Consider the following 16,792-nt stretch of genomic DNA (forward strand, 5'->3'; position numbering starts at 1 on the left):
GTGACGTCACCGGGCCACCGCGCCGGCGTAGCCCAGCAGCCCCTCGGCGCCTCGTTTGTTAATTTCGTTGCCGATTATGACCGTCTGGATTTCCGAGGTACCTTCCCAGATGCGGTCCACGCGGAGTTCGCGCCACAGGCGTTCCACCGGGTTTTCCCGCATGTAGCCGCGGCCCCCGAAGATCTGCAGGGCGTTGTCAACGCAGCGGTTGGAAGCCTCGGAGGCGCCCAGCTTGATGACGGCGGCCTTGGCGTTGAGGAGTTTGCGGTCCATTCCCTGGTCCGCTTCCCACGCCACCTGATACGTCAGGACACGGTTGGTCATGATGTCCACGGTGTTCTTGGCGAGCATGTTCTGGATGAGCTGGAATTCCAGGATGGGCTTGCCGAACTGCACACGGGATTTGGCGAACTCGGCTGCGAGCAAGGTAGCCCGTTCAGCGGCGCCGATGGTGCGGGCGGCAATCATGAGGCGTTCCTCCACGAACCAGTCACGCGTCAGTTCGTAACCCTGGCCGATCTCGCCCAGGATCTTGTCCGCCCCCACGCGCACGTCCTCAAAAAGGAACTCGGGGTGCTCGTAGACGAAGGTGTGCGTGTAGCGCGGAGTGCGGGTGACGGAGACACCCGGTAGGTCCTTGTCCACCAGGAACATGGTGGGGGCACCCTCCACGCTGGCGAGCACCAGGATGAAGTCCGCTGCATCCCCCACGGTTACGAAGAGCTTTTCACCATTGATGATGTAGTGCTCGCCATCCTTGACCGCGGTGGTCTGGATGTTCTGCGGGTCCGAGCCGGCCTCCGGCTCGGTGATGGCCACGGCGTCGCGGCGCTCACCGCGGATCTCGGGGAGCAGGTATTCCTCGCGTTGGGCCGGGGTGCAGGCCTTCAGCGCGTTGGCCGGACGCCACAGCGTGTCCCACAGTGCTCCGGTCAGTTTTCCCACTTCTTCGGAGACGATCGCGTGCTCCAGCACGCTGAGCCCTGCGCCGCCCCACTCGGCCGGCATGTTGATGGCGGCGAGCCCGTGGTTGATGACCAGTTGCCTGACCTTGGCGTGCTGATCAGCCGTAAGCCCGTTATTCATTTCACAGTCGAGCTCGTACTGGTACATCTCGTTTGTCCAGGCGATTGCACGCTGCTTGATTTCGATCTGGCGGGAAGTCATGCGAAAGTCCACGGGTCCTCTTTCTTGAGTATGTTGGTGCTGCTTGGTTTTTGGCGGAACGGTTCAGTCGAGTACGATCCTGGCGTCCAGCGCGATGGCGCCGGCGGGCGTGGCGGCCACCGGGTTGCATTCGATTTCAGCGATCTCCGGGTGGGCTGCGGCAACCGTCGAAAGCCGGGCGACAATGTCCGCCGCCGCGTCGATATCCACCGGCGCCCGTCCACGGGCTCCTGTCAGGAGCGCCGCGCCGCGCAGCGACAGCAGCATGTCCTTGGCCTGAGCGGCGGTCACCGGGCCGAGGGCGCAGCGCACGTCACGGAGGATTTCGGCGAAGACCCCGCCCAGGCCCACCAGCACCAGCGGCCCGAAGCGCGGATCGCGCCGGACCCCCACCAACAGTTCCACCGCTCCGGCGAGGTCCGCCATCTCTTCGATGGAGTACGACGGCGGCGCGAGCCTTGCGTCGACGTCCCGCCAGGCCGCGAGCAGGGCTGCCTCGTCGGCAATGTTGAGGATGACGCCGCCGCGGTCGGATTTGTGTTCGTCCCCTAGGGCCTTGAGGACAAGCGGGTAGCGCAGTGTGGCCGCCGCGGCCAGGAGGTGGGCCTCGCCGGACACCTCGGCTGCCCCTACAAAGGGGATGCCGGCGTCGGCCAGGAGCTGGCGTGAGGCGTAGTAGCCCGTATCTTCCACGGGCTTCGCCGGAAGTGGCAGGGCAGGAATTCCGGTGGCCGGTTCGGTGCGGCGGCGTGCGAGCCGTCCGAGGACCCATGCGGTCTCCTCAATGCCGCGGTAGACGGGGATGCCCCCGTCGCGGAGGGCGGAGGCCGCCGCTGACTGCCAGTTCATCGTCTGGACGAGTACCGTGCCGCCGCCCGCGGCCGTCTCCGCCGCCATCCGTCGGGCGGTCTCTATTTCACGTGCCGCGAGTTCGGGCCCGTAGCTTCCGTATCCGCCGAAGTAGCCGCTCATGAGGGTGGCATCGACGTCGTCGCTCGCCATCAGGTGACCCAGGACCCGTTGAAAGCACATGATGTCCTGCTCACCGCCGCCGGCAACGTCCACCGGATTACTGACCGCCGCGGTCGGCGGCAGTTCCGCTGCGATAGCCGACTGCAGAGCGGCGCCGAACTCGACCACGTCGAGGCCCTGTTCGGCTGCGTTGTCGCTGGCTACGGATGCCTGCCCGCCGCCGTCGGCGAACACGGCGGTGCGGGCGCCGGAGGGTACCCGGCTGCGGACGAGGGCCTGGAGCAGATGCGCCATCTGTGCAGGCGAGGAGACCTGTTCGATCCCGGAGGCTCGGCAGGCAGCCTCAACGACAATCCCGGAGGACACCATGGCGCCCGTGTGGGACTTCGCGTTGCGGACCGAGGCATCCGTGGCTCCGACGGTCAGCAGGACAACCGGTTTGCCGGCCTCGGCGGCGCGCTGGGCTGCTCGGGCGAAACGGCGGCCGTCGCGGAAATCCTCGCAATACACGGCGATGGCCGCGGTGCCCTCATGCTTCACGAAGGCGTCGATCAGGTCTGCGGCGTCGAGGTCCGCCTGATTGCCCAGCGAGGCGAAACGGGAAACGCCCAGCCCATGGTCCACCAGGAGGGTGGCCAGTTCCAGGGCCAGGTTTCCGCTCTGGGAGATGACGCCGATGTTGCCGACCGGGAACTCGTTGGAGGCGAGCATCAGCGAGCTGCTGTGATCCAGCACTCCCAGACAGTTAGGACCCAGGAGCCGGGCGCCTGCGGCACGGACTTTGGCCGTGATGCGCTCCTGCAGCAGCAGGCCATCTCCCCCGGCCTCGCCCAGGCCCGCGCTGATTCCCACGATGGCTTTGGCGCCTCCGGCCAGGGCGTCGTCCACGGCATCCTCGAATCCGGCTGCCGGAACGGCGATGACCGCCAGTTCGACGGGGCTGCCGATCGAAGCGACACTGGGGACGGCGGTGCGGCCCAGCACTGTGGACCTGGTCCGGTTCACCAAATGGACCGGGATGCCGCCTTTGAGCGCCTGGACGGCGATCCAGTTTCCGTATTTACGGGTGTCATCGCTGGCACCGATGATGGCCACGGCGTTGGGGGCGAACAGCGCGGCCAGGTCGCAGGCCTCGGCGGCGGGGAGGACCGGCAGGTCCGTGGTTGAGGTCATGAGAGCTCCTTTGCGGGGACGGGACGGCCTGAGCCCCAGGCGTCCGCCCCGCCGTCGATGGTGATGGTGGTTCCGGTGATGTAGCGCGCAGCGTCGGTGGCCAGGAATGAAATAACGTCTGCCACGTCTTCCGGCCGGCCGAGACGTCCAAGCGGGACTCCCTGTTCCCATTCGGAACGTGCCTCGGCGGAGTACTGCTCCAGGCCTTCGCTCAGGATGCTGCCCGGGGCCACGGCCACCGAGCGGATGCCAAACCGGCTCCACTCCAGCGCCAGCCCGGAGGCGAGATTCTCGACGGCGGCACGTGCGGCCGTCGCATGGACCATGCCCGGGATACCGCGCCGGGGCGAGAAAGCCATAAAGACCAGCAGGCCCGAGCGGTTGGGAATCATGGTCCGCGTGGCCACTTCGCGGGTGAGGTTCCAGACAGAATCCACCGAGAGCCGGTGCACGGCGCGCCAGCCGTTGAGCGAGATATCCTCCGCCGGGGACTGAAACTGGCCTCCTGCGTTGTTGACCAGGACATCGATCCGGCCGAAGGCGGCGAGCGCGGCGTCCACAAGTTCGGTGGCGTGCTCCGGCTCGCGGATATCGCCTGCGACGGCGATGGCCTCGCTGCCGGACCGGCGGACCAGCTCGGCGGTTTCCTTGAGGAGGACCTCCCGCCTGCCGGCGAGCACGAGTTTCGCGCCGCACCCGGCCATGGCGAGGGCCGTGGCCCGGCCGATGCCGGTGCCGCCGCCGGTGATCAGGACAACCTGTCCTGCCAGTGCTTCTGGGTGGAAGCTGGGTCCGGGTACCGGTGCCCCGTTCACGGGGTGCTCAGACGGTCGGGAAGCTGGAAGTTGGGCGTCGCGGTGAGCAGTGATTGTGTGTAGTGATGCTGGGGGTCTGCGAACACGCGTTCCACCTCTCCGAATTCGACGATCCGGCCGCGCTCAAGGACGGCCACCTGCTGCGCGATGTTGCGCACCAGGGCAATGTTGTGGGTGATAAAGACCAGGGTGAGCCCCATTTCGGCCTGCAGCCCACGCAGCAGGTCCACCAGCGTGGACTGCACCGACACGTCCAGGGCCGAGGTTATTTCGTCGCAGATGAGGACCTCGGGTTCGGTGGCCAGGGAACGGGCGATCGCCACGCGCTGGCGTTCCCCGCCGCTGAGCTGGTCCGGATAGCGTCTGGCGTGGTCCGGCCGCAGCGATGCACGTTCCAGAGCCGTGGCCACGATCTCGCGGGCATTGTTGACCTTGCCGCGTACGGCGGTGACGGGCTGGAGGATCAGTTCCTCCACCGTTCGCCGCGGGTTCAGTGACTCGTAGGGGTTCTGGAAGATGTATTGGACGCGGCGTCGCTGATCCTTGGTGCGCTTGAAGCTGCTCGGTGCCAGGGTGCTGCCGTCCAGTGAGATGTCGCCGGTGTAGTTATGATGCAACCCTGCGATGCACCGGCTCAAGGTGGTCTTCCCGGATCCGGATTCTCCCAGCAGCGCCAGGCATTCTCCGGCATACGCCTGCAGGTTTATGCCTTCCAGGACAGTTTTGCTGCCGTAGCCGGCGGTCAGCCCCTCGATCTTTATCACCGGTTTCCGTCCGGCGGCCGGGGCCGACGGAATGGATGGGTTCCGGAGCTGCAGAGGCGGAAGGGGCTGCTCGGATTTGAAGCACCGCACAGTGTGCCGGGGACCAACCTCGGTGGCAGCGGGGGCAACCGTGCCGCAGCCGGCGTCCGCGAGCGGGCAGCGTGGCGCGAAGGCGCAGCCTTGTGGCCGGGCCAGCGGTGATGGGGCGTGGCCGGGAATACCGATCATGGGGCGCTTGGCCAGAAGATCCGGTACCGCCAGCAGCAGGCGCCGGGTGTATGGGTGCCGTGAATTGGACAATACCTCAGCTGTGCCGCCGATTTCCACGATACGGCCTGAGTACATCACGGCAATCCGGTCAGCAAGCTCGGCAACTACGGCCATGTCGTGGCTGATGTAGACCGCGGCGCAATCATAGGTCCTGCACATGGAGCGTACCGTGGCCAGCACATGGGCCTGGGTACTGACGTCCAGACCGGTCGTGGGTTCGTCCATCACAATCAGGGCCGGCCGCGCGGTGAATGCCATGGCGATGGCCACCCTCTGCTGCTGGCCGCCGGAAAGCTGGTGCGGGTATCGCGCCAGGAAGGCGTCGTCGTCGGGCAATGCCACCTCCCGCAGCACCTGCCGGACCCGTTCCAGCACCTGGGCCGCAGGGCCTGAAAGGCATTCCTTCAGCTGGGTGCTGATGCGAAGGGCGGGGTTCAGCGCCGACGCCGGCGACTGCGGGATGTAGGCAACGGTGCGCCCACGGAGCTGACGCACCTGCCGCCAGTTCAATCCGGCCAGCTGCTGGCCGGCGACGCTCACCTTGCCACCGCCGAGCCGGGTGCCTTCCTTGCAGTAATTCAGCAGGGCCAGCCCAAGTGTGGTCTTACCGGATCCCGACTCTCCCACCACCCCCAATATCTCGCCGGGACGGACTTCAAGGGAGAGTTCCTCGACGATGGCGGCCATCGACGGGATGCCGATGATTTTCAGATCCTCCACTTCCAGGGTGGGCGCGGCGGTGCTCATACCGTGACTCCTTTGTCGCTGCCAATGGATGCCTTGGCGAGGCCATCGGTCACCAGGTTGGTGCCGACTGTCAGGAGGGCGATCGCGATCACGGGTAATGCAACGGACCACGGGGAAATTGTCAGGGCAATCCGGTTTTCATTGATCATCAGGCCCCAGTCCGCGGCGGGCGGCTGCATTCCGAGTCCCAGGAAGCTCAGACCGGCAACCAGCCCGATCGAGTACGTCAGGCGCAGACCGAATTCCACCGCGAGTGTGCTGCTGATGTTGGGGACTATTTCGCCGATCATGATGCGCCAACGGGGAATTCCGACAGATTCGGCGGCCTTGACGAAGTCCCGCTCCACCACCGACAACGCGGCTCCCCGGACCACCCGGGCAACCCGGGGAAGGTGGCCGAAACCCACCATCAGTACCAGCAGCCACAGCTCCGGACCGATAATGGACAGGAACAGGAGAGCCAGCACAATTTGGGGAAATGCCAGTGCCACATCGCCGGCACGCATCAGCAATTCATCCAGCCAGCCCCGCCGGTACGCGGCCAGCACCCCCACCAGGGCGCCCAGGCCCACGCCGAGGGCGGTGGCGATGATCGCGAGGATCATCAGGGTCTGCCCGCCGGCAAGGAAGCGGGAAAGTACGTCCCGTCCAAGGTTGTCGGTGCCGAACGGCCCGCCGATACCAGCTGGCGAAAAGGGTGCCGCCACAAATTCCGTGGCGGAATGTGGTGCCAGGTAGGGGCCCAGAAATGCCACGGCCAGGACGGCCAGGGTCAGCACCAAGCCCACAACGGTGCGTTTGGACTGAAGTGCCCGCCGGAGGAGCCCCTGCTTCCGGGGGGTGCGGCCTGCCTGGTCGGAGTTGCCAGCCGGCCGGGTGCTCATGCCGATGCTCATGATGCCGTCCTTACTTTAGGGTTGGCGGCGAGGGTGACCACGTCTGCAAGAAGGTTCACCGCTACGTAGAAGATGGCGATGACGATCACGAGTGCCTGCACCACGGGCAGGTCCCTGTTGGTGACGGCGTCAATGAGCTGGAAGCCGACTCCCGGGAACCGGAAGAGGAACTCCACAATCACCACGCCGCCGATCAGCCAGGCGAGCTGCAGGGCGATCACCTGGGCTACCGGGCCGATGGCGTTCGGCAAGGCGTGGCGCAGGACCACGGTGCGCTCCGGCAGACCCTTGAGCCGGGCCTGCTGCACGTACTGGCTTTCCAGCACCTCGAGCATGGTGGCCCGCATGATGCGGATGATGTACGGGGACACGGCCAGCACCAGGGTCAGCACGGGCAGCACCAGCTGGGCCGGGTTGCTCCATACCTGTTCGCCGGGAACCAGGACAAACACGGCCGGGAAGAGGTGGAACACCCCGGTGGCCAGAAGCAGGACCAGCAGCACACCCACCACGAATTCCGGCAGCGAGGCCAGCACCAGGGTGATGATGCCGGTGACGTGGTCCACGGCGGAGTCTTTCCGCAGCGCGGTCCACGTGCCGATGCCGATGGCGAGCGGGATCGCTATGACGGCCGCGCACAGCATCAATATGCTCGAGTTCAGGAGCATGGGTCCCACGGCCGAGGCCACCGGAGTCCCCCCGGCCAGGGAGGTTCCGAGATTGAAACTAAGGAGCTGGCCGAGCCAACCGAAGTACTGTTCCGGGAGCGAACCCCCAAGGTTGAGCTGCTCGCGGAGGGCGGCCAGCCGCTCCGGAGTTGCTTCGCGCCCCAGGATGGCCTGGGCAGCGTCACCCGGCAGCGCCTGCGTTGCGAGGAAGACCACCAGTGACACAACCCAGAGGGTAAAGAGCCCGAACAGGGTGCGCCTGAACAGCAGCCGGCGCATGCCCCCTCCCTGTGCGGCCGTCACTTATTGAGCCAGGCGTTGCGGAACCCGAATGATGTCAGCGGGATGCCGCTCTTGTCCGGGGTCAGGCCCTGGACCGCGGCACTGTAGGCGTCCACGCTGTTCGGGAAACCCCAGATGATGTTGCCGCCGCGCTCAAATTCGATCTGCTGTGCTTTCTTGATGAGTCCGCAGCGGGTCTCGGAGTCGGTGGTGGCTTGTGCCCGGGTGACGAGCTCTGTCCATTCCTGGTCGGCCCAGTGCGTTTCGTTGTACGGCGACGTGGCGAAGCCCGAGTTCGATGCCTGCGAGAGGTAGTCGCGGGTGAACCAGAAGTCCTGGGCGAAGGTCCACTGCAGGTACTGCTCGCCGTAGAACTCTCCCGGATCAACTTTTTTGACGTTGACGGTGACGCCGGCGGCCTTGGCTTGCTGTGCGAAGACTTGCGCTGCCTCCACGAGTCCCGCGGCCACTGGCGACGTGACCAGATCAACGGTGAGGTTGCTCTTACCGGCCTCCGCCAAAAGCTGCTTGGCCTTCTCGATGTCCTGGGTCCGCTGCGGGGTGTCTGACGGATAGCACGGGTCCAGCGGTGAGTACATGTCGTTGCCAACGGTGCCGTGGCCACCAAGGACCTGATCCACCATCTGCTGGCGGTCAATGATCAGGCGGAAGGCCTGGCGGACCTTGGGATCGTTGAACGGTTCCTGGTCCACGCGCATGGTGAACGGCAGCCAGGACCCGGTGGCCGATTCCAGGACCTTCATGGCCGGATTGGCTTTGACGACGTTGACCTGGCCGAGGGGAAGCTGGTCGATCGCGTCGACCTGGCCGCCCAGGAGAGCGTTGACGCGGGCGGTGTCGTCCGGGAAGTCGATGATGGTGACCTTGTCCACGAGCGGCTGCCCGGCCTGCCAGTAATGCGGGTTTTTCACAAACACGCTCTGCTGGCCCGCCGTGAAAGTTTCCATCATGAACGGCCCCGCGCCGATCGGTTTCTTGGGATCGTAATCGGCCGGCACAATACCGAGCGAGTATTGGGCGGCTGTGTCCGGGAAGGTCGAGTTGGGAGCGCTGAAGCTAAAGACGACGGTCTGGGAGTCGGTGGCCTTCAAAGCATCTCGGTTGAGCGTGGACAGTGCCGAAGCTCCGCTCTGCGGGGAGGCAGGATCCGTGATGCGGCGAAATGTAAAGATGACGTCTTCTGCCGTCAGCGGCCTGCCGTCGCTGAACTTCAGCCCGTCCCGAAGGTGGACGGTCCAGGTGGTGGCATCCGCGGACGGCGTGATGGAGTCGGCGAGCGCCATCTGGATCTTGTGCTCGTTGTCGTAGCTGGCGAGCGTGTCATAGAGCTGGATGACACGCGCCTGGTCCGGATGGGTCACCGGGGCGTGGGCATCCAGGCTGTCTTTGGCCGATCCACCCACAATGCCCACGCGCAGATTACCGCCGGGTTTGGGGTCAGACACGGAGTCTGCCCCGGCCTGGACCGCTGACGCTCCGGAAGAACATGCGGACAGAGCCATGAGCGAGCCCAGGGCCAAAGCGGTGATGAGGTGGGAACTCTTGTGACGTCGGTGGGCGGTCATGGTGTGCCTCCTGCGGCGATGAAGGAAGGATCGGGGACCTTGACGCATTGACTGACGCGTCGGTCATTGACCCAAGCTTCGTGTCTCGGATCACAGTCTGTCAAGACTCAAACCACCTAAGGCCCTAAGAATGCCTAGATTGTGCGAAATTTGAGCCGGTCACAATCCGGCGCAAGTAGCTGGCGGGCTGACCTGAGAACCTAAATTCGAGCGATAAAGTTGACTGGCGCGTCAGTTTTACCGCTAGGCTATAGTCATCGGTACAAATGATGTGCCAGTCCGCGGAAGGAACTGCCATGACTGATTCGGGCGATGCCAAGGGATCCCAGGAACGCAGGAACGCCATTCTCGAAGCCGCCTGGCAGCTGATCGCTGAGCGTGGTTACCATCATGTCCGGGTGCAGGACATAGCCAGGATCTGCGGCACCAGTACCGGCACTATCCATTACTACTTCCCCGGCAAGGACGATGTCCTGCGTGAAGCGCTGCGCTACTGCGTGGACCAGGCCTTCGAGCGCCAGGGTGCGGTGCTGAGCCAGATTGATAACGCGCACAAGCGGCTGCTGGCACTGATTGAACTCCAACTGCCCATTGGCACCCAAGTTCGCAACGAGTGGTCCATCTGGCTCCAGTTCTGGTCCGAAACCTGCCTTAACCCTTCACTCAGGCCTATCCACAACGACTTTTATGCCCGCTGGATGGACGCGGTGGTCAGCATCGTCCGCCGCGGCCAGCGCCAAGGTATCTTCCGCGACCTCGATCCCGTCGGATTCGCACGCCTGCTGACCTCCGCCACTGACGGCGCGGCCATCAAGATCCTCACCGGCGCCCCTGACATGTCCATTGATGGCATGCGGACCATGCTGGTATCCATCGTTGACAGGGAGCTCACCCTGTCCGCAAGCGTGGCCTGACCGTGGCGCAGGTGGCGGGGCCGCACAGCGAGCTTCGTTCCCTGTGGCGTTCCCGCCTGGAGCACCGGGCCCGCCATATTGCCGGCGAAGACCACCCGGGAGTGCGCCGTGCCGCGGTCGCCATCACCGTTTACGCAAAATCCGGCTCCCTGCACGTCCTCATCATTAAACGTGCAGCCAGGGGCTCCAACGCCGGGCAGTGGGCGCTGCCGGGCGGCCGCATGGATCCAGGCGAAGACCTCGTGGACACTGCGCTGCGCGAATTGCACGAGGAGACCGGGATCATGGCGACGCGCACCGAGGTGGTGGGTCTGCTGGACGATTTCCCGGCCAGCCGGGGCATTGTCATTACCCCTGTAATTGTCCTGCTTGATGAGCCGCAACGGCCCCGCCGGCATCCGGCGGAAGTGGCCTCGCTGCATCCGCTGCCACTCGAGGCGCTGACTGCCGACGGCGTCCCGAGATGGCACCCCCGGCCAGACGGTGGCCCGATCCTCCAGATGCCGCTGCGCCGGGGCATGGTCATCCACGCTCCAACAGGCGCCATCCTGTGGCAGTTCGCCGAGGTGGTGCTGAGGGGACGCGAGCTACGAGTGTCGGAGCTGGCCGAACCGGCTTTCACCGCACGATGACCCGGGTCCATACCGGGGGCCCGACACCGCACGTGCGGTACACCGGACCGGTACACGGCCGGCGGCACCCCGCAGCACCGGTCACGCCGCCTCTGCAAAAAGGAGCTTAGTGCGATGGAATATCTGGCCGAAACGTCCGGCTGGTTCGGTGCGCTGGCCGTCCTCGCGGGCTACCTGCTCTTTTCCCTGGGCCGGATCCCCAACGGCAGGACGTATCAAAGCGCAAACCTGATAGGCGCCCTGGCCCTGCTCGTCAACGGCGCCTGGCATGGCGCGTGGCCTTCGGTGGCCACCAACATTGCCTGGTGCGCCATCGCCATCACTGCTCTGGTCCGGTTGCAGCGCATGCGCCATGCCGAGCCTCTGCCGCGTGAAGCCGCAGACCTGGGCGGCGACGAACTGGTGCCCCCGCCCGGGCCCGTCACCCTGGAGCAAGGCGAGCGCTGAGGCCTAACTGGCTGATGGTGACGGGCTGATCGTCGTCCTCAAGCTTCACCCCGGCACGGAACGCCGATAAGGTGAGCAGACTGATAACCGCGAGCACCCGGCAGGGTGTTCCAGGGAGGAAGGAGACACATGTCGGCGTATCTGGGCCTGGCGATGTCCCTCCTCGTGGCAGTGGCCGGAGTGGCCGGACTCTACGCCCTGCACCGCCTCAATGCAGTCGCCAACAACCCTTTGATCAGCAAGCCCTTCGCCAGCGGCTGGATCCCTGAGCAACATGCGCTCTCCCGCTACCACGCCCGCTACTACCCGGTGACGCTGATTTTCCTCGCGTTCGACGTCGAGATGCTTTTTATGTACCCGTGGGCCGTGGTGGTTGCCCGGCTCGGGGCATCGGCCGTGATTGAGATGTTTGTGTTCCTTGGCGTGCTGATGGCCGGTGTGCTGTGGGCCTGGCGGGAAGGGGCGTTCAAGTGGGCTTGAACGGCGTCCTGGCGCGCGCCGCCGTGACCCGCTGCCACGTCTTCCTGGCGGAGGCCCTGGACGGTGCCGCGCCGCGGATGGCCGTGGAGCGGGAGCTGGCGCGCCGCGGGTGGGTGGAAGCCCTGTCCCCGGCCGACGCCGACATCCTCTGCGTCTGTGGCGAGGTCCCCGGCGGGCAGGCGGACGCGATCCACCGGCTTTGGGACCAGCTGCCCGGCCCCCGGGCGCGGGTGAGTGTTGAGCAGACGGACGACGTCGGCGCCCGCCTGGACGGTTGCGTCGCCGAACTGTTGGATACCGCCGGTCAACGCCGCCAGGAAGCGGAGCGTAGGCTGCAGCCGGACGACGACGATAGCGACGACGGCGGGATGGATCACGGCCAGATGGACGACGGGGGGATGGATCACGGCGGAATGGACCACTCCGGAATGGACCACGGGCAGATGGACATGCCCATGCCTGGCGGGATCCCGCTGGCCGGCGAAGGAACCGACCGGGACGGCCTGAACCTGGATGTCCTGAAGGTACCGCTCGGCCCTTACCTGCCGCTTTGGCCCGCGGGACTGGTGCTGCACTGCGAGCTGCAGGGCGATGTCGTGTTCGGTTCCGCCATCGATTTTCCCTTGGGGGCGCCAGAGACCGGACCAGCGTCCAACCCCCCTGGGCGCGCATCTCTCATTCATCATCTGGATCTGGCGTCGCGGCTGCTCCGTCTCGCCGGAGCCGCCGCCAGCGCCACCCGGACCCGCCGGATCCGCGATTCCGCCCTGGACGGCGCAGCACTGGACCAGTGCCGAACGGAGCTGCAGTCCGAGCTGGCCCGGATCCGGAAGAACTGGCTGCTGCGCCGCACCCTGCGCGGCATCGGCCACATCCCGGACGGCTCAGGACTGCCCGGCCTCGAAGGGACCGACGTCTGGGACAGGCTGGTGGGCATGTTCGAGACGGCTGCGGCCGGCACTGCAGCGGCCACCGGAACCACGGCAGCTGCCCACACCACAGGACCACGCGGGGCGGGAGATCCGGCAAGGAAACTCCCGGACCTCGTCCGTGGCCAGGAGCTCTCGGTGGTGCGCCTGATCGTTGCCAGCTTCGATCTGGCCCCCGCGGCGCGGACAGCCGGGGTGTCCGGATGAACGGCTCCCTGGTGCAACAGCTCCCGGCCTGGGGTGCGGTGGCCGCACTCGCCGTGCTGGTGCTCGTGGCCTTGAGCGGGGCGGCCGCGGATGGGCTCGTGACGGCCAGGGCTGAGGGGCGCCGCGGCGGTGGCTTCGCACCGGTGGCGGAAACGGCCCGGCTGCTCCGGCAACGGCCGCGCGGCACGGTCGCGGCGGACACGCTGCTGCGCAGGGTCGGCGTCGTCGGTCTTCCGGTGGCCGCTGCGCTGAAGGTGGCCGTGCTGCCGGTGGGGGCGTGGGTGGTCTCGGACCTGGCCGTGGGGCTGGTCTGGTTCAACACGATGGACGTCATGGTCTGGGCGCTGGTGTGGCTGGCCGGCTGGGGCCCGAACAGCGTGCATTCGCTGGTGGGCGGGTACCGTTTCCTGGCGCTGGCACTGGCGTATGAGCTACCGCTGATGTTCGCGTTGACGGCGCCGGCGGTCGCGGCGGGCAGCCTGCGGATGGCCGATATTGTTGCCGCCCAGGACGGGTTGTGGTTTGTGGTCTGGATGCCGGTCGCGTTCCTGGTTTTTTGCGCCGCAGTGCTGGCATTTTCCCTGCAGCGTCCGTTCACCGCGCCGCTCTCCCCTGACATCGCCGGCGGTGTGCTGGCCGAGCTTTCCGGGGTGGAGCGGCTCCTGCTGCTGGCCGGGCGGTACTTGCTGCTGGCCGCCGGTTCCGGGTTCGGAGTGGCATTGTTCCTGGGCGGCGGTGCCGGGCCGGTCCTGCCGGGCTGGGCCTGGTTTCTGGCCAAGACGCTGGTGCTTTTCTGGCTACTTCTTACCGTCCGGCGCCGCGTGCCGGCGCTCCGGCCGGAACAGCTCATGGCGCCGGCGTGGGTGGTCGGCTTGCCGCTGATCCTGCTGCAGGTGCTCGTTGTCGCGGTGGTCTCCGTCGCTGGGAAAGGTTAAGCCGTGCTGAGTGCCCTCCTCTTCGTCGTCCTCGCTGTGGTGGCCATCGCCGCCGGCGTCATTGTCTTCCGCACCGACTCGATGGCGCGGGCCACGTACGCCCTCGCCGTGTCCTTCGTGGCCGTGGGAATCATGCTGCTGCAGTTCGAGCTGGAGTACATCGGCGTCATCACGATCCTGATGATGGTGATGGAAATGGCCATCATGGCGATCTTCATGGTCATGTTCATGGGCATGAATCCGGCGCTGATGCCGATGGACATGGTCCACAACAAAAAGGCCTCCGCCGGTATCGCCGCCGGCGTCTTCGCGCTGCTGACGGCCGGGATCCTGCTGGCGGACTGGCCGGCCCGGCATGGCGTCCCGGCGGTTGACCTGACGGCATCCCTGGGTGAGGCGATCATGGGGCCCAAGATGCTCGTGATGCTGACCGTCAGCCCGGTGCTGTTCGCGACGCTGGTCTCCGCGCTGGTTCTCGCCAATCCCCGCGGCCGCTACGCACCGTCCCCGGTGGTTCCGGTTGAACCGGAGAACGACGACGGCGGCAGTCACCAGGGCGGTGGCCAGGACGGCCACCACCAGCACCCGGGCGGTGCCCACTCATGACCCTGGAAATCGTGTTGATCGCGGCCGCCGGGCTGTTCAGCGTGGGCCTCTACGGTGCGCTGTCGCAGCAGGTGGTGGTCATGGTGATGATGGGCCTGGAACTGATGATCAACGGCGTCATCCTCGCCGCCGCCGGGTTCTGGTGGTTCCTCGCCCCTGCGCCCGACGGCCAGGTCCTGCTGCTGGTGGTGATCGCGGCCATGACCGTTGAAATGGCGATGGGCTTCGCGGTGGCAACCCTGCTGCACCGCGCCCGGAACACCGATATGACCGAAATGGCCTCGGAGCTCTCCGGGTGAGCGCGCTGCTGCTGTGGCTGATCGTACTCCCGGCCGTAGCCGGGACGGTCCTGGCCACTGCCGGACGCCGGGCCGACCGTGCGGCGCCGGCCGTCGCCGTCGTCGTCGCCGTTCTGGTGCTCGCGTTGGCGGGCCTGACCGCCGCCGCGTCCAACGCGGCCGCCGGACCCGCGCTTCAGGCGCCGTTCATGGCCGGGTCCGCGTTCGGCGTCGAGGCCGACGCGTTGAGTGCGGTGTTGCTCCCTGCGGTGGCCGTCGTCACCTTGCTGGTCCTGCTCTTTGCATCCGCCGCCGGAACCACGAATCCGGCCAGGTTCCACGGCCTCATGCTGATCTTCACCGCGGCCGTGCTGATCACCCTGACCGCCACGACCCTGCCCACGCTGCTCTTCGCCTGGGAAATCATGGGCGCGGCCTCCTATGCGCTGATCGGCTTCCACTGGTCCGAGCAGCACCGGATGTCCTCCGGGTTGACGGCGTTTCTGACTACCCGCACGGCGGACCTCGGGCTGTATGTCGCCGCCGGTGCGGCCCTGGCCGGTGCTGCCCAGACGGGGTCAGGCACTGCCGGGTCAGGCGCAGCCGGGTCAGGCGCAGCCGCCGGAACCGGGTCCATGGCACTGGCTGGACTCGCCGGGCTGCCCGACCCTTGGCGGGACATCGCCGCGGCCGGTCTCCTGGCCGCCGGGCTGGGCAAGGCCGCGCAGCTGCCGTTCAGCTTCTGGCTGTCCCGGGCCATGGACGGTCCCAGCGCGGTCAGCGCGCTGCTGCACTCGGCGGCCATGGTGGCGATGGGCGGCTACCTGCTGCTGCGGGTCGAGCCGCTGCTTGCTGCGACCGGGTGGGCTGCCACTACCGCGGCCTGGGCCGGCGCCGCCACCGCCGTCGTGCTGGGGCTGGTGGCCGTTGCCCAGACGGACCTGAAACAACTTCTGGCCGCCTCCACTGCGGCGCAGCTGGGCTATGTGGTGATGGCCGCCGGGGTCGGAAACGTAGCCGGTGGCGCAGCGCACCTGATGGCCCATGCCGCCACCAAGAGCGGGCTGTTCCTCGCCGCCGGAGCCTGGCTCGCCGCGCTCGGGACCAAGAAGCTCGCCGGGCTGCGCGGGGCGGGACGCCGCTGGCCGGTCCTTGGTGCCGCGTTTACCGTGGGCGCCCTGAGCCTGGCCGGGATTGCCCCGCTGTCCCTGTGGGCCACAAAAGACAACGTCCTCACCGCGGCCCTGGAGCATTCGGTGCCGCTGTACGTGGCGGGCTTGGCCGGCGCCGTCCTCGCCGCAGCCTACGCCGCCAAGGCCGTTGCCCTTATCTGGCGGCCGGTGCTGCCGGAAACCTCCGCCCTGTACGACGCCGAGGAGCCCGGCGGCCGCCGGATCACCTCCGGGCAGACAGTCCCGGTGCTGGTCCTCGCCGCGGGCGCGGCCGTGGCGGGGCTGCTGGTTCTCGGCCCCGGCGGCGACGGGCTGCGGGATACGCTCGGCCGCCGGGCTCCGGGAGAAGGCGTGGAGTCCGGGCCGCTGGAACTGGCCGTTTCCGCCGCACTGGCCCTCGCCGTCGTCGTCCTTGTTTGGCGTTTCTCCTCCCGGCTCCCCGCGCTGGGCGCCGCGAAAGGGTGGCTGGGCATGGAATCCGCGGCGCATGCCGTCGTGGTCCGCCCGGTCCTGGCCGCCGCGCAGCACCTGGCCCGTTTTGACGACGCCGTCCTGGACCGCGGCGTCGAACGGGCCGCCGCCTTCGCACTGCGGGCCGCCGGCGGCGCCGCAGCAGCGGACGCCGTCCTGGACCGGGGCGTGGAGGCGAGCGCCACCGCGACGTCGCGGGCGGCAGGCGGCTCGGCGGTGGTCGATACGAGAATCGACCACGGCGTCGAGATACTCGCCCTCGCGGTCCGGCGCGCCGGTTCCGCCGCCCCGCGTCCGCAGACCGGCCAAGTCCATCATTACTACGTCCAGGCGGCCCTGGTCCTGGTGGCCGCCGCCGTCCTCCTGATCCTCGTGAGGTGA

General features: G+C 67.1%; 16 protein-coding genes. 9 read left to right on the plus strand and 7 right to left on the minus strand.

The features are described 5' to 3' along the window. Positions 1-6: 6 nt before the first annotated feature. The 7 genes from DAD99_RS07630 to DAD99_RS07660 all read right to left on the minus strand — a co-directional run bounded on the left by DAD99_RS07630 (position 7) and on the right by DAD99_RS07660 (position 9,340). Complete coding sequence (locus DAD99_RS07630; protein ID WP_219729685.1) at positions 7-1,167, minus strand: acyl-CoA dehydrogenase family protein; 1,161 nt, start codon at positions 1,165-1,167, stop codon at positions 7-9. Between the two features lie 63 nt (positions 1,168-1,230). Next, entirely contained in the window at positions 1,231-3,312 is a 2,082-nt protein-coding gene (locus DAD99_RS07635) for an acetate--CoA ligase family protein (protein WP_193341034.1), read from the minus strand. Then, positions 3,309-4,127, minus strand: a complete 819-nt coding sequence (locus DAD99_RS07640) for an SDR family oxidoreductase (RefSeq protein WP_193341035.1) — start codon at positions 4,125-4,127, stop codon at positions 3,309-3,311. Before DAD99_RS07640 ends, DAD99_RS07635 begins: the two co-directional genes overlap by 4 nt. Then, positions 4,124-5,908: an ABC transporter ATP-binding protein gene (locus DAD99_RS07645; protein ID WP_193341036.1), complete on the minus strand. Its 1,785-nt coding sequence runs from the start codon at positions 5,906-5,908 to the stop codon at positions 4,124-4,126. Before DAD99_RS07645 ends, DAD99_RS07640 begins: the two co-directional genes overlap by 4 nt. Then, on the minus strand, positions 5,905-6,804 hold the full coding sequence (locus DAD99_RS07650) for an ABC transporter permease (protein WP_227007781.1): 900 nt from the start codon (positions 6,802-6,804) through the stop codon (positions 5,905-5,907). The genes DAD99_RS07645 and DAD99_RS07650 overlap by 4 nt, the downstream gene beginning before the upstream one ends. Then, positions 6,801-7,751, minus strand: coding sequence for an ABC transporter permease (locus DAD99_RS07655; protein ID WP_185262824.1), 951 nt, complete (start codon positions 7,749-7,751; stop codon positions 6,801-6,803). Before DAD99_RS07655 ends, DAD99_RS07650 begins: the two co-directional genes overlap by 4 nt. A gap of 20 nt (positions 7,752-7,771) precedes the next feature. Next, on the minus strand, positions 7,772-9,340 hold the full coding sequence (locus tag DAD99_RS07660) for an ABC transporter substrate-binding protein (RefSeq protein WP_185262823.1): 1,569 nt from the start codon (positions 9,338-9,340) through the stop codon (positions 7,772-7,774). A 296-nt stretch (positions 9,341-9,636) separates the two neighbouring features. On the opposite strand from DAD99_RS07660, the gene DAD99_RS07665 reads away from it, so the two are divergent. The 9 genes from DAD99_RS07665 (at position 9,637) to DAD99_RS07705 (ending at position 16,792) form a co-directional block, all read left to right on the plus strand. Beyond that, a complete protein-coding gene (locus DAD99_RS07665) occupies positions 9,637-10,254 on the plus strand; it encodes a TetR/AcrR family transcriptional regulator (protein WP_185262822.1) in 618 nt (205 codons plus the stop codon). Positions 10,255-10,256: 2 nt separating this feature from the next. Continuing rightward, entirely contained in the window at positions 10,257-10,886 is a 630-nt protein-coding gene (locus DAD99_RS07670; protein ID WP_309233222.1) for a CoA pyrophosphatase, read from the plus strand. 114 nt (positions 10,887-11,000) lie between these two features. Next, positions 11,001-11,333, plus strand: coding sequence for a hypothetical protein (locus DAD99_RS07675; protein ID WP_185262820.1), 333 nt, complete (start codon positions 11,001-11,003; stop codon positions 11,331-11,333). A gap of 129 nt (positions 11,334-11,462) precedes the next feature. Further along, complete coding sequence (locus tag DAD99_RS07680) at positions 11,463-11,813, plus strand: NADH-quinone oxidoreductase subunit A (RefSeq protein ID WP_193341037.1); 351 nt, start codon at positions 11,463-11,465, stop codon at positions 11,811-11,813. Next, entirely contained in the window at positions 11,804-12,949 is a 1,146-nt protein-coding gene (locus tag DAD99_RS07685) for a hypothetical protein (RefSeq protein WP_193341038.1), read from the plus strand. The genes DAD99_RS07680 and DAD99_RS07685 overlap by 10 nt, the downstream gene beginning before the upstream one ends. Next, a complete protein-coding gene (locus DAD99_RS07690; RefSeq protein WP_193341039.1) occupies positions 12,946-13,884 on the plus strand; it encodes a complex I subunit 1 family protein in 939 nt (312 codons plus the stop codon). Before DAD99_RS07685 ends, DAD99_RS07690 begins: the two co-directional genes overlap by 4 nt. A gap of 3 nt (positions 13,885-13,887) precedes the next feature. Beyond that, positions 13,888-14,490: an NADH-quinone oxidoreductase subunit J gene (locus tag DAD99_RS07695; protein WP_193341040.1), complete on the plus strand. Its 603-nt coding sequence runs from the start codon at positions 13,888-13,890 to the stop codon at positions 14,488-14,490. Next, the gene (locus tag DAD99_RS07700; protein WP_123256133.1) at positions 14,487-14,789 is read left to right on the plus strand and encodes an NADH-quinone oxidoreductase subunit K; all 303 of its coding nucleotides are present in this window, start codon (positions 14,487-14,489) and stop codon (positions 14,787-14,789) included. Before DAD99_RS07695 ends, DAD99_RS07700 begins: the two co-directional genes overlap by 4 nt. Then, positions 14,786-16,792 carry a proton-conducting transporter membrane subunit gene (locus DAD99_RS07705; RefSeq protein WP_193341041.1) on the plus strand — a complete coding sequence of 669 codons (2,007 nt, stop codon included), beginning with the start codon at positions 14,786-14,788 and terminating at the stop codon, positions 16,790-16,792. Before DAD99_RS07700 ends, DAD99_RS07705 begins: the two co-directional genes overlap by 4 nt.

The sequence above is a fragment of the Pseudarthrobacter sp. AB1 genome, assembly GCF_014926485.1.
Classification (GTDB): domain Bacteria; phylum Actinomycetota; class Actinomycetes; order Actinomycetales; family Micrococcaceae; genus Arthrobacter.